This window comes from Pantoea sp. B550, assembly GCF_024158165.1.
Classification (GTDB): Bacteria; Pseudomonadota; Gammaproteobacteria; order Enterobacterales; family Enterobacteriaceae; genus Pantoea; species Pantoea alfalfae.
In genome coordinates this window covers 382900-395885 of record NZ_JAMYXI010000003.1, presented here as the reverse complement: position 1 = coordinate 395885, position 12986 = coordinate 382900, and the positions used below count along the sequence as shown (strand labels likewise).

The following is a 12986-nucleotide window of genomic DNA, read 5'->3' as shown; positions in this document are numbered from 1 at the left end:
CCGAATGAAACTGACTTCTTTAGCACTTCTGACCCCTGTCATGGCGTTTGGTGTCAGCGCAGCGGATGCGCCGAAACAGCTTAATCTGGGGATTCTGGGCGGGCAGAACGCCACCCAGCAGATTGGCGATAATCAGTGTGTGAAGACCTTCTTTGATAAAGAGCTGGGTGTGGATACCCAGATGCGCAACGCCTCTGACTATTCGGGCGTGATTCAGGGCCTGCTGGGCGGCAAGATCGATATGGTACTGAGCATGTCACCGGCTTCGTTTGCCTCGGTCTACATTCAGGACCCGAAAGCGGTAGACGTGGTCGGCATTGTGGTGGATGACAAAGATCAGTCACGTGGCTACCACTCTGTCGTCATCGTTAAAGCGGACAGCCCGTATAAAAAGCTGGAAGACCTGAAGGGCAAATCTTTCGGTATGGCCGATCCCGACTCGACGTCCGGTTTCCTGATGCCAAACCAGGCGTTTAAGAAGATGTTCGGCGGCTCGGTGGATGACAAATATAACAACACCTTCTCCAGCGTCACCTTCTCTGGCGGCCATGAGCAGGACATTCTGGGCGTGCTGAACAACCAGTTCGATGGCGCGGTCACCTGGACCTCGCTGGTCGGTGACTACAACAGCGGCTACACCTCTGGCGCATTTGGCCGTCTGATCCGTATGGACCATCCGGATCTGATGAAGCAGATCCGCATTATCTGGCAGTCACCGCTGATCCCCAACGGCCCGGTGCTGGTCAGCAACAAGCTGCCCGCTGACTTTAAAGCGAAAGTGGTGTCGGCGATTAAAAAGCTGGATAAGGAAGATCACGCCTGCTTCGTGAAAGCGGTAGGCGGTGAGCAGCATATCGGTGAGGCGACGGTCGCTGATTACAAAAATATCATCGATATGAAACGTGACCTGATGAAAGGCAGCCGCGGCTAAGGCCGGACTTCCTGACTTTTCCTGCCCAGGCGGGAAAGGCGGGACGCGGCAACCCCGCCTGCGTCCCGCTGCTTTAGCGCCGGAGAACCCCTTTGACCGACTTCGAACACTATTACCAACGCATCCGCCGTCAGCAGAAGCGTGACACGCTGTTGTGGTCACTGCTGCTGGTGGCGCTCTATCTGGCGGCGGGCAGGGTGGCAGAATTTAATCTGCTCACCGTCTGGCAGTCGCTGCCGCACTTCTTCGACTACCTGCACGAAATCCTGCCGGTGCTGCATCTGCCGCTGCTGTTTGCTGACGGCAAAACCAGTGGCTCGCTGGCTTACTGGGGCTACCGTCTGCCGATTCAGCTGCCGCTGATCTGGGAAACGCTGCAACTGGCGCTGGCCTCGACGCTGGTGGCGGTGGCACTGGCCGCAGTGCTGGCCTTTTTCGCCGCCGACAACACCCAGACGCCGGTCAGCGTGCGGATGACTATTCGCGCCTGTGTTGCCTTTCTGCGCACCATGCCAGAGCTGGCGTGGGCGGTGATGTTTGTCATGGCGTTTGGCATCGGCGCGATCCCTGGTTTTCTGGCGCTGGCGCTGCACACCGTGGGCAGCCTGACCAAGCTGTTTTACGAGGCGATTGAGTCGGCGTCGGATAAGCCGGTGCGCGGTCTGGCCGCCTGCGGTGCCAGCAAGCTGCAGCGGATGCGTTTCGCCTTCTGGCCACAGGTGAAACCGATCTTTCTCTCCTACAGCTTTATGCGGCTGGAGATTAACTTTCGCTCCTCCACCATTCTTGGGCTGGTCGGCGCAGGTGGCATCGGCCAGGAGCTGATGACCAATATCAAACTGGACCGCTACGATCAGGTCAGTATCACGCTGCTGCTGATCCTGATTGTGGTGTCGCTGCTGGATACGCTCTCCGGCCAGCTTCGTCGCCGTGTCACAGGAGACAGGACATGATAAGCACCGTTCCCGATATCGCGCTAATGAAGCAGCAGCATCGTGAACTCTTCGCCGCACAGCCGCGCTATCTGCGTCGCCTGGCGCTGATGACACTGGCAGTGCTGCTCTACTACCTCTTTTTCTTCTCGGTATTTGGTCTGGAGTGGTCGCGTTTGCTGATGGGCTGTCAGCAGCTGGGGCGCTATTTCCTGCGGATGTTTGTCTGGCACGATTTCGTGAACTGGCCGTTTGGCTACTATCTGTCGCAGGTCGGCATCACCTTAGGGATTGTCTTTGCCGGCACGCTGACTGCCTCGCTGCTGGCGCTGCCGCTGTCGTTTCTGGCGGCACGCAATGTGATGCACGATCGCGCTGCGAAGCCGCTGGCGTTTCTGGTGCGGCGTCTGTTCGATGTGTTACGCGGCATCGATATGGCGATCTGGGGGCTGATATTCGTGCGAGCGGTGGGGATGGGGCCGCTGGCCGGGGTGCTGGCGATTATCCTGCAGGATGTCGGCCTGCTCGGTAAGCTGTACGCCGAAGGGCATGAAGCGGTGGAGCGCTCGCCCAGTCGCGGGCTGGGCGCGGTCGGGGCCAACAGTCTGCAGAAACACCGGTTCGGCATCTTCACCCAGTCATTTCCGCAGTTCCTGGCGCTGAGCCTTTACCAGATTGAGTCTAATACCCGCTCGGCGGCGGTGCTGGGCTTTGTCGGCGCGGGTGGCGTCGGCCTGGTCTATGCCGAGAACATGCGGCTGTGGAACTGGGATGTGGTGATGTTCCTGACGCTGATCCTGGTGGTAGTGGTCATGGTGATGGATGTGATCTCCAGCCGCCTGCGTAAGCGCTACATCAGTGGCAAGCCGGTGCCGTTGTGGCAGCCTGCTGCGCGCGATTAAGTCGCTCGCTGCGCTGCCAGGCGCGCTGCAGCGCCTGCACCAGCTGGGCCTGCTGCCAGGGTTTCGCCAGTCGTTCGCACAGCGGCAGCGTCACCGGCTGGTGGCGCAGATCCTGACCGCTGATAAGCAGCGTCGCCAGCTGCGGCCAGTTCTGCTGCGCCTGGCGGATCACCTCTGCACCATTGATCTCGCCGGGCAGCATCAGATCGCTGATCAGCAGGTCGATATCAGGCGTCTGGCGCAGCAGCGCCAGCGCCGCTTCACCATCACCACACTCCAGCGTCAGATACCCCAGCTGATGCAGATGCTCGCACAGCGTCTGGCGCACCGCCGGTTCATCATCCAGCACCAGTATCAGCCGGTTGTTCGCTGCCTCTGCCTCCGCGGGCTTTGGCGGTGGCGGGGCGATCGCGGCAGTGGCGGCGGCTTCCGAAGCGCGCGGCAACAGCAGCCGCACCGTGGTGCCCTGGCCCGGCGCGGTTTCCAGTTCGATCTGCCCGCCTGACTGTCGCACAAAGCCGTAAACCATCGACAGCCCCAGTCCGCTGCCGCTGCCGGTGGCTTTGGTGGTGAAGAAGGGCTCGAAAACCTGCTCGCGAACCTCGGCGGACATGCCACAACCGCGATCGATGACCTCTATTGTGACCCTGTCACTTTTCTCGCCTGCTTCCGGACGACGCTGATTCCAGATGCGCAGCCGGATTTCGCCGCTTTGCTGATACATCGCATCGCGCGCGTTTACCACCAGATTCATCAGCGCATTCTCCAGCTGGCTGGCATCAATCCAGGCCAGCCAGCCAGGACGCTGCGCATCAATAACCAGCTGCTGTCCCGGCAGCAGCGAGTGTTGCAACAGGCTCTGCAGGTTATCCACCAGCGTCACCACCGACACCGCGCGGGGATAGAGCGCCTGCTTGCGTGAAAACGCCAGCAGCCGCTGCGTCAGCTGGGCGGCGCGATCGGCGGCCTGCCGCGCCCGCTCTATCCGGGTCGCCAGCGGGCCGGGCATCAGCTGGCCTTCAGTCAGCGCCAGACTGCCGATAATCACCGCCAGCAGATTGTTGAAGTCGTGCGCCAGGCCGCCGGTCAGCTGACCGACCGCCTTCATCTTCTGGCTGTGCTGTAGCGCCTCCTCCAGCGTTTTGCGCGAGGTCCGATCCAGCACGGTATTGACCATGCCGCGCCGGGGGATCGGGCTGAAGCGCAGCTCCAGTGTCCGGCCATCGGCCAGCCGGATCTCCTGCGGTTCGCCGGGATCGTGCAGATCGACCGCCAGCGGAGCCAGCAGTTGCTGATAATGGACGCCACGATGCAGCTCACGCGGCGCGATACCCAGCAGCTCGGCATACTGGGCATTCCACACCACCAGCTGACCGTGGTGATCGAACAGGGCAAAGCCGTCGCGCATCGCCAGAAACGTGGATTCCAGCTGATTGCTTTTCTCTTTCAGCAGACGTGAGGTATGCGCCAGCGAGGCGGTATTGCGGGCAAAGACGTTAAAGGCGCGCGCCAGCTCGCCCAGCTCGTCGCGCCGCTGCAATCCCGGCACGCTGACGTTCTGCTCGCCCTGCGCCAGCCGCGTCATCGCCCCGGCAATCGCCGTCAGGCTCGACCCAAGATTGCGGTAGATATAGATCCCGGCGTACCCGGTGATCGCCAGCGCCAGCAGCACAAATAGCGCGATAAAGCCGATGATGGAGTCGAGTTCGTGATGGGTGGCCTGGGTGCGCGCCTCGCTCTGCAATGCGACCTGCTGCACCGACGCATTGATATCGTCGTTCAGCATCGCGACCAGCGCTTTAATCCGGTAGGTGGCGTAGGCGATCGCCAGGTCACTCTGCTCCAGCGCCTCCGCCAGCGGCAGCAGGCGCTGCTGAGTGACCAGCAGCCGCTGTACCTGCTGACCGGTGATCCCCGTCAGCGGCACCGTGCGCCACTGCGTCATGATCTGCTGAAGCTGCTCAATCACGGCGATGGGCGAGGGTGTACGGATGGCGATAGTGATCAGCCGTTCGGTCTGCTCGCGCAGTGCGGCATCCGGTCGCGTCCGCTGTTCCAGCTGCACCCGCTGGTCGATATGGCTGAGCAGAATCTGCGTCTGCCACAGATCGCTCAGCATGTTGTTGCGCTGCAGATGCCGCTGATGGCCGTTCAGCAGCAGGCTGTTAATCGTCTGTTCCAGCATCAGGCTGCGCGCGCGGATCCGGGCGATGCGCTCCGGCTGACGGGCCGCCAGCGGCGCGCTGGCCAGCAGGCTCAGCGACTGCTGCAACGCCTGCTGATTCTGCTGCAGCCGCTGTGATTCGCTCTGATACTCCAGCGCCCCGACCACCTGAGACAGCCGCACCGCTGCTGTCGCCACGTTGGCGGTGTCACGTGCCAGCGCCAGGCTGCCGTTCATATCCGCCAGCGTCTGCGCCTGCGCCTGCTCCTGAATCGCCCCGGCATGACGAAAGCCGATAATCGCCACCACGCTCACCATCAGCGTGACCGACACTACCAGCAGATTGAACAGCAACAGGCGGCCACGTGCCCCGGCCTGCCACGGATAACTGCGCTGCATCCCACGACCTCTTCATCACTGCAACAGTGGGCCGAGTATAGGAGCGTGATGTCGGGCATTTATGACAAATATGAATGGCGGCTGACATTTTCCGTTTATCTGGTGTTGCTTAACTGGCGGCTATCCACAGTCCGCAGGAGCAGGGCGATGACAGCCACACCGATACTGGAAATGCGGGGCATTACCCGGCGCTTCGGCAATTTTTATGCCCTGAAGGGCGTTGACCTCACGGTGTATCCTGGTGAGGTTCATGCGCTGATGGGAGAGAACGGCGCGGGTAAAAGCACACTGATGAAGATTCTGGCCGGTGCCTATACCGCCAGCAGCGGGGAAATTCTCATTGAAGGCAGGCCCTATACGATTAAGGGGCCGAAAGAGGCGCTGGCCGCCGGGATCACCCTGATTTATCAGGAGATCAACCTGGCACCCAATCTGACGGTGGCGGAGAACATTTTTCTCGGCAGCGAAATCGCACCCGGCGGGCTGGTGAAGCGGCGGCAGATGGCCGAAGAGGCGCAGCGGGTGATTGACCGGCTCGGCGCGCAGTTCAGCGCCTGGGATCTGGTGAGTCGATTGAGCATCGCCGAGCAGCAGCAGGTGGAGATCGCCCGCGCGCTGCAACGCAACAGCCGCATCCTGGTGATGGATGAGCCGACCGCCGCGCTCTCTAATCGCGAAACCGAACAGCTTTTTGCGCTGATTAAACGGCTGCGCAGCGAAGGCATGGCCATTATCTATATCAGCCACCGCATGGCGGAGGTCTATGAGCTGTCCGATCGCGTCAGCGTGCTGCGTGACGGGGAGTATGTGGGCAGCCTGACCCGTGACCAGCTCAATGCCAGTGAACTGGTGCGGATGATGGTCGGGCGGCCGCTCAGCGACCTGTTTAACAAAGACCGGGCTATCCCGTTGGGCGACATCCGGCTGGCAGTGAATCACCTCGCCGACGGCGGCAAAGTGCATCCCAGCAGTCTGGCGGTGCGGGCCGGGGAAATAGTCGGCCTGGCCGGTCTGGTGGGCGCAGGCCGCAGTGAACTGGCACAGCTGATCTTTGGCGTACACAAGCCGAAACAGGGTGAGATCTGGATCGACGGCGAGAAGGTCACTATTCATTCGCCGCGTGATGCGATTGCGCGCGGTATCGGTTTTCTCACTGAGAACCGCAAAGAGCAGGGGCTGTTTCTGGAGATGGCGGCGCAGGAGAACATCGTCATGGCGACGCTGGAGCGCGATTCGAGTTACGGCATGCTCAACCGCCGTAAAGGACAGACCATCGCGACGGAGGCGATCGCCTCACTCAATATTCGTGTACCACACGCTCAGGTCCGTGCAGGCGGCCTGTCGGGCGGCAACCAGCAGAAGCTGCTGATCTCACGCTGGGTGGCGATTGGCCCGCGCATTCTGATCCTGGATGAGCCGACGCGCGGCGTCGATGTCGGCGCGAAAAGCGAGATCTACCGCATGATGCAGGCGATGGCGCGGCAGGGTGTGGCGATTTTAATGATCTCCAGCGAACTGCCGGAAGTGGTCGGGATGAGCGACCGCGTTTACGTGATGCACGAAGGCACCATCGTCGGTGAGCTTGAGGGCAGCCACATCAGTCAGGAAAACATTATGACGCTGGCAACCGGTGCGCACAGCACGTCAGCAGGCGAAATCTGAGGAGACCATCATGTCACAACTGGCCCGCACCAAAGCGCCGACGCTGAAACGCGCCCTGATGGGCGATCTGCTGCAAACGGTGGGTATCCTGCCGATTCTTATCCTGATCGTGGCGGTATTTGGGTTCGTTACGCCCAACTTCTTTACCGAAGCGAACCTGCTCAACATTACCCGTCAGGCGTCGATCAACATCGTGCTGGCGGCGGGCATGACCTTTGTCATTCTGACCGGCGGCATCGACCTGTCGGTGGGATCGATGCTGGGCACTACGGCGGTGGTCGCGCTGGTGGCGTCGCTGGATCCGATGCTCGCCTCCCTGACTATTCCGATGGCGCTGGGCGCGGGCCTGGTGATGGGGCTGTTCAACGGTATCCTCGTCGCCTGGGCCGGGTTGCCGCCCTTTATTGTCACGCTCGGCACCTACACTGCGCTGCGCGGGGCGGCCTATCTGCTGGCGAACGGCACCACGGTGATTAACTCCGATATTAACTTTGAGTGGATTGGTAACGGCTATCTCGGGCCGGTGCCGTGGCTGATTGTGATTGCCTTTGCGGTAATCGCCATCTGCTGGTTCATCCTGCGTCGCACCACGCTGGGCGTCCATATCTACGCGGTCGGCGGCAACATCCAGGCGGCGCGTCTTACCGGCATCAAGGTTGGCGTGGTGCTGCTGTTTGTCTACGGCATGAGCGGCCTGCTGTCGGGGCTGGGCGGCTTAATGAGCGCCTCGCGGCTCTACAGCGCCAACGGCAACCTCGGCGTCGGCTACGAGCTGGATGCGATTGCGGCGGTGATCCTCGGCGGCACCAGCTTTGTCGGCGGCATTGGTACCATCACCGGCACCCTGATTGGCGCACTGATTATTGCCACGCTGAATAACGGCATGACGCTGATGGGCGTCTCCTATTTCTGGCAACTGGTGATCAAGGGGGCGGTGATCATCATCGCGGTCCTGATCGACAAATACCGTACCCGACATCATGTGAGTTGAGGCTGAAAAGGGCGGATGCGCCGTGTCGCCTCCGCCACCCAAAAAACGCCATTAAGTGGTTGGCACCTAAAAACAGCAGGAGAAGGTCTATGCGTTTTAATCCGATTGTAACCGGGCTGCTGGCGGCGACGCTGCTCAGCACCGGCCTGGCTCAGGCAAAAGAACTCAAATCTATTGGCGTCACGGTCGGCGATCTCGCTAACCCCTTCTTCGTGCAGATCACCAAAGGCGCAGAGATGAAGGCGCGTCAGCTGGCGGGCGATAAGGTCAACGTGACGCTGGTCTCCAGCGGTTACGATCTCGGTCAGCAGGTCGGCCAGATTGATAACTTTATCGCGGCCAAAGTCGACATGATTATCCTCAATGCCGCTGACTCCAAAGGGATCGCCCCGGCGGTGAAGCGGGCGCGTGACGCCGGTATCGTGGTGGTGGCGGTCGACGTGGCAGCCGATGGCGCGAATGCGACCATCACCTCCGATAACACCGAGGCGGGCGCGATGGCCTGTAAATATATTTCTGACCGCCTGAAGAACAAAGGCAACGTGGTGATCATCAACGGACCGCCGGTTTCAGCCGTACAGAACCGCGTTGAAGGCTGCATGAATGAGCTGAAAACCCATCCGGATATCAAGCTGCTCTCCTACAACCAGAACGCCAAAGGCAGTCGTGAAGGCGGACTGGAAGTCATGACCGGTCTGCTCTCGGCTAACCCGAAAATCGATGCGGTCTTTGCTATCAACGACCCGACCGCGATTGGTGCCGATTTAGCCGCGAAACAGGCGCAGCGCAGTGAGTTCTTTATCGTTGGCGTCGATGGCTCGCCAGACGGTGAAGAGGCGCTGAAGCGCAAGAATTCACTGTTCGTTGCGACGCCTGCGCAGGACCCGCAGGTCATGGCGGCCAAAGCGGTTGAGATTGGCTATGACATCCTGCAGGGCAAACCGGCCCCGGATAAGCCCGTGCTGATCCCGGTGAAACTGATCGACCGCAATAATATCGGCAGCTATCAGGGCTGGACGGTGAAATAGGCTTTAATGTGGCACCCTTCGGGTGCCGCTCTCAGGAGGCCACTATGCAACGTTCAGAGGTTAACTCTTATCTGCAACATACCCGCGAGTTTTTCCGGCAGCAGGATGTGCATCTGACGCCGTGGGCCGATTACAGCGTCAGCCAGTGGCGCGCTCAGGATCGCAACGTGATACAGGAGATTCTGGCGCTGCGGCTGGGCTGGGACCTCACCAGTTTTGGCGCTGCAGATTTTATGCAGACCGGCCTGACGCTGTTTACCCTTCGTAACGGCTCGCCGGGCGGGCAGCCGTGGCATAAACCCTACGCCGAGAAGATAATGCACGTGCGTGAAGGGCAACTGACGCCGATGCACTATCATCCGCGCAAGATGGAAGACATCATCAATCGCGGCGGCGGCAACCTGATTGTCGAACTGCATAACCGCGACGGTGACGGGCTGGCTGACTCGCCGGTGGCAGTGTCGCTGGATGGCCTGCGCCAGATTCATGCTGCCGGTTCACAACTGCGGCTCTCTCCGGGTGAAAGCGTAACGCTGGAGGCGGGCGTCTGGCACAGTTTCTGGGGCGAAAGCGGCTTCGGCGATGTGCTGGTGGGCGAGGTATCAATGCCCAACGATGATGAAAAGGACAACGTGTTTCTGACGCCGCTGGCCCGTTTTAATCCACTGAATGAGGATGAAGCGCCGCGCTGGCTGCTGTGCAACGATTATTCGGACTGGCTATCCTGAGCGCGGCAGGCGTAATCAGGCAATCTGACTGGCACGCGTTGTCGAATCGGGTTTCACCACATCGGCCGAAAAGACGTAACCCAGCCCGCGGATGGTGCGGATCAGGTCAGGCTGATGCGGGTTAGTTTCAATTTTACGGCGCAGCCGCATGATGAGCACGTCGATGGTGCGGTCAAACACATCGAGACTTTCGCTGTGGGTCAGCTCCAGCAGCTGATCGCGGGTCAGCACCTTGCGGGCGTGACGCACCAGCGCCCGCAGCAGACTGTATTCTCCCTGGGTCAGCGGCACAAGTTCGCGCTGCGGATTAAACAGCTGGCAGCGGCCATCGTCCAGTTGCCAGCCGCCAAAACGCCAGCCCGCCTGTTCAGGATCGGCCTGTGCGATACGCCCGCTGCGACGCAGGGCCGCCCAAGCGCGCGCCACTACCACGCGGGGATTAAAGGGTTTGGCGATGTAGTCGTCTGCGCCCATCTCCAGACCGACTACCATCTCCGCTTCTGAACCCATGCCGGTCAGCATAATCACCAGCACTTCCGGTCGTTGCCGCTGAAGCTGCTGCAGCACCAGTAAACCGTTGGTATCGGGCAGCATCATATCCAGCATCACCAGCGAAATCTCCGGGTGCGCGTTGAGCATCGATAGCGCTTCGCGTCCCTGATGACAGCGGTAGACCGTTAACAGATGTTCACTTAACGCATCCTGCAGGACATCGCAGACAGCAGGATCATCATCCACCACCAAAATCGCTGGCTTCATGGCGCGGCCTCAATGTTACGAAAGAGTTAATTCTGGAGTCTACACAGGCCAGAAAAGGTTGCTGAGGCAGCGTGCTGAAACGTGACCCGCTTCGCCTGTGAGAGTATGGAAGCGTGCGCTGGCGCAGAGTTTTCAGGGGGTGCTGATTTGCCGCAGGAAAACGATTGCGCAGGATCGGTGCATTGCACCATAATCGCGCCTCGTTTTGGTTCGGACTCTTCTTAGGCAAGTCCGGCTCTGCCAGGTAATCGATTGCGTCTGCAGATGGCATGGCAATTGCTTTGGGCAGTGGGTAAGGCAGGGATTTCAGGCGGTTCTGGCACGCAGGTATGCAGCGGCCGGCATCCATGTCCCGGAAACAGAATAATCAGCATACAAACCCCTTTGGCAAGAGAGACGGCTGTCTCCTGTATCGAGAGATGATGATGTTAGAAAAACTATTCAAACTCAAAGCGCATAACACCACGGTTCGTACCGAGATTATCGCCGGGATCACCACCTTCCTGGCGATGGCCTATATTCTGTTTGTGAACCCGAGCATTCTGGGCGCAACCGGCATGGATAAAGGCGCGGTATTTGTCGCCACCTGTCTGGCGGCGGCGATTGGCTGCGTGCTGATGGGGCTGATCGCCAACTACCCGATCGCGCTGGCACCAGGCATGGGACTGAACGCCTTCTTTACCTACACCGTGGTGTTGCACATGGGTTACACGTGGCAGATTGCGCTGGGCGCGGTGTTTCTCTCGGCAGTGATTTTCTTCGCAATGTCCCTGTTTAAAATCCGTGAGTGGATTATTGCCAGTATCCCGCTGCCGCTGCGCGCCGGGATTGGCGCCGGTATCGGGCTGTTCCTGGCGATCATTGCGCTGGAAGGGGCGGGCATCGTGGTCGATAATCCGGCCACGCTGGTGGGCATTGGCGATCTGACCAAACCGGGTCCGCTGCTGGCGATGCTTGGCTTTGTGGTGATCGTGGTACTGGAAGCGCGTCGCGTCACCGGCGCGGTGCTGATCGGTATTCTGCTGGTGACCTTTATCTCGATGGGCATGGGTCTGTCGCCGTTTGCCGGGGTCTTTTCTGCGCCGCCATCGATTGCACCAACCTTTATGCAGCTGGATATTGCCGGGGCATTTAACGTCGGCCTGATTAGCGTGATTTTCGCCTTCCTGTTTGTCGATGTGTTTGATAACACCGGCACGCTGCTGGGCGTGACGAAACGTGCTGGTCTGGCGGATGAGCAGGGCAACGTGCCGAAGATGGGCCGTGCGCTGATTGCTGACAGTGCGGCTGCACTGTTTGGTTCACTGCTCGGGACCTCGACCACCACCAGTTATGTGGAATCGGCGGCAGGCGTGAGTGCCGGTGGCCGTACCGGACTGACCGCGATCGTGGTGGGTATCCTGTTCCTGCTGGCACTGTTCTTCTCACCGCTGGCTTCCAGCGTGCCGGTTTACGCTACTGCGCCTGCACTGCTGTTTGTGGCGGTGCTGATGGCATCGGGTCTGGCAGATATTGACTGGAAAGATATCACCACGGCTGCCCCGGTTACCGTGACCGCGCTGACCATGCCGCTGACCTATTCCATCGCCAATGGCATCGCGTTTGGTTTTATTACCTGGACGCTGGTGAAGCTGTTGAGTGGTCGCGCGAAAGAGGTGAATGCGGCGCTGGTGATTCTGTCGATTTTGTTTGTGATTAAACTTGGGTGGTTAAGTGCCTGATGGGTGCCTGGCGGCGGGGTGAGTTTCGCCTCGCGGCAGGCAGGGATCGCTTTGCAGCGGGCTGGAACTGAGAAGGTTACGCCCGCCAGGCTATGGGGAGTTTCAGGTTGTCTGTGCAGGCGGACGCGTCAAGGGGCGGACGCCCGCCCCTTAACAATCCCGGCGTCCGGCTGCCTGCGCGCCCCGCTTTGCGGGGTGCCTTCGTCACGCCCTGCGGCCAGCGGACCGTCCGGACGCGCCATCCCTGGCGCGAACCGTCCTTTCGCCGACGTCCTGTCGGCTCATCCTGGCCTCTGGTTGTTCCTCAGCGCTCCGGATGCCTCTCACCAACCCCCGCCTGTGATTTCTTTGTGTTAACTGTGGTGCTGTGTTGTCTGCTGACCTGTAAAGCCAAAGCCAAAGCCAAAGCCAAAGCCAAAGCCAAAGCCAATCCCGGAAATGTAAAACGATAAAGTTACTCAACATTAAAAGAAGAGATAAAAGCGGGGAGAGGGAGGCCGTCAGAACCGCTGAGCGGATGAGGGATTTCAGGACGAGCGACAGGGATGTCGCGAAGAGGCGGGTTCGCGCCAGGGATGGCGCGTCCCGCCGTTCCGTCAGAAATCCGGAAGAAGCGAAGGGACCGCGAAGCGGCGGTGAAGCAGGCCGGAGCCCGGGGTCAAGGGGGCGCGGCGACTGGCGCCCCCTTGTCGGTCGCCTGCAGAGGCGGGTCTGAAACTGCCTAACTGCTCAGGCGAACGAAACCCCTCCCAGAGCCTGTTCGCGCAGC

Annotated in this window: 10 protein-coding genes; 8 read left to right on the top strand and 2 right to left on the bottom strand. The window is 60.3% G+C overall.

The features are described 5' to 3' along the window. Positions 1–4: 4 nt before the first annotated feature. The 3 genes from phnD (at position 5) to phnE (NIM72_RS04995) (ending at position 2765) form a co-directional block, all read left to right on the top strand. Positions 5–931, top strand: coding sequence for a phosphonate ABC transporter substrate-binding protein (gene phnD, locus NIM72_RS05005; protein ID WP_161736006.1), 927 nt, complete (start codon positions 5–7; stop codon positions 929–931). Positions 932–1023: 92 nt separating this feature from the next. After that, positions 1024–1884: a phosphonate ABC transporter, permease protein PhnE gene (gene phnE, locus NIM72_RS05000; RefSeq protein WP_222925317.1), complete on the top strand. Its 861-nt coding sequence runs from the start codon at positions 1024–1026 to the stop codon at positions 1882–1884. After that, positions 1881–2765 (top strand): phosphonate ABC transporter, permease protein PhnE, encoded by an 885-nt coding sequence (gene phnE / locus NIM72_RS04995; protein ID WP_161736004.1) that lies wholly within the window; start codon positions 1881–1883, stop codon positions 2763–2765. The genes phnE (NIM72_RS05000) and phnE (NIM72_RS04995) overlap by 4 nt, the downstream gene beginning before the upstream one ends. Here the strand turns inward: phnE (NIM72_RS04995) and NIM72_RS04990 are convergent. After that, a complete protein-coding gene (locus tag NIM72_RS04990; protein ID WP_161736003.1) occupies positions 2719–5328 on the bottom strand; it encodes an ATP-binding protein in 2610 nt (869 codons plus the stop codon). The two genes, phnE (NIM72_RS04995) and NIM72_RS04990, sit on opposite strands and share 47 nt — an antisense overlap. 147 nt (positions 5329–5475) lie before the next feature. Here NIM72_RS04990 and NIM72_RS04985 point away from each other — a divergent pair, with 147 nt between their 5' ends. The 4 genes from NIM72_RS04985 (at position 5476) to NIM72_RS04970 (ending at position 9737) form a co-directional block, all read left to right on the top strand. Further along, positions 5476–6990, top strand: a complete 1515-nt coding sequence (locus tag NIM72_RS04985) for a sugar ABC transporter ATP-binding protein (protein WP_253419086.1) — start codon at positions 5476–5478, stop codon at positions 6988–6990. 10 nt (positions 6991–7000) lie between these two features. Further along, positions 7001–7981, top strand: a complete 981-nt coding sequence (locus tag NIM72_RS04980; RefSeq protein ID WP_161736001.1) for a ribose ABC transporter permease — start codon at positions 7001–7003, stop codon at positions 7979–7981. 89 nt (positions 7982–8070) lie between these two features. Next, complete coding sequence (locus NIM72_RS04975) at positions 8071–9009, top strand: ABC transporter substrate-binding protein (RefSeq protein ID WP_161736000.1); 939 nt, start codon at positions 8071–8073, stop codon at positions 9007–9009. Positions 9010–9053: 44 nt separating this feature from the next. Then, complete coding sequence (locus NIM72_RS04970) at positions 9054–9737, top strand: D-lyxose/D-mannose family sugar isomerase (RefSeq protein ID WP_253419083.1); 684 nt, start codon at positions 9054–9056, stop codon at positions 9735–9737. 15 nt (positions 9738–9752) lie between these two features. On the opposite strand, the gene NIM72_RS04965 is transcribed toward NIM72_RS04970, so the two are convergent. Next, on the bottom strand, positions 9753–10496 hold the full coding sequence (locus tag NIM72_RS04965) for a response regulator (protein WP_253419080.1): 744 nt from the start codon (positions 10494–10496) through the stop codon (positions 9753–9755). Between the two features lie 422 nt (positions 10497–10918). Between NIM72_RS04965 and NIM72_RS04960 the strand changes: the two genes are divergently transcribed. Next, complete coding sequence (locus NIM72_RS04960) at positions 10919–12217, top strand: NCS2 family permease (protein ID WP_253421993.1); 1299 nt, start codon at positions 10919–10921, stop codon at positions 12215–12217. Positions 12218–12986 lie beyond the last annotated feature (769 nt).

What these genes read in the sequence shown, in the direction of transcription:
- phnD (WP_161736006.1), top strand. Translation starts at nt 5, where the DNA reads ATGAAACTGACTTCTTTAGCACTTCTGACCCCTGTCATGGCGTTTGGT.
- phnE (WP_161736004.1), top strand. Translation starts at nt 1,881, where the DNA reads ATGATAAGCACCGTTCCCGATATCGCGCTAATGAAGCAGCAGCATCGT.
- NIM72_RS04990 (WP_161736003.1), bottom strand. Translation starts at nt 5,328, where the DNA reads ATGCAGCGCAGTTATCCGTGGCAGGCCGGGGCACGTGGCCGCCTGTTG.
- NIM72_RS04985 (WP_253419086.1), top strand. Translation starts at nt 5,476, where the DNA reads ATGACAGCCACACCGATACTGGAAATGCGGGGCATTACCCGGCGCTTC.
- NIM72_RS04980 (WP_161736001.1), top strand. Translation starts at nt 7,001, where the DNA reads ATGTCACAACTGGCCCGCACCAAAGCGCCGACGCTGAAACGCGCCCTG.
- NIM72_RS04975 (WP_161736000.1), top strand. Translation starts at nt 8,071, where the DNA reads ATGCGTTTTAATCCGATTGTAACCGGGCTGCTGGCGGCGACGCTGCTC.
- NIM72_RS04970 (WP_253419083.1), top strand. Translation starts at nt 9,054, where the DNA reads ATGCAACGTTCAGAGGTTAACTCTTATCTGCAACATACCCGCGAGTTT.
- NIM72_RS04965 (WP_253419080.1), bottom strand. Translation starts at nt 10,496, where the DNA reads ATGAAGCCAGCGATTTTGGTGGTGGATGATGATCCTGCTGTCTGCGAT.
- NIM72_RS04960 (WP_253421993.1), top strand. Translation starts at nt 10,919, where the DNA reads ATGATGTTAGAAAAACTATTCAAACTCAAAGCGCATAACACCACGGTT.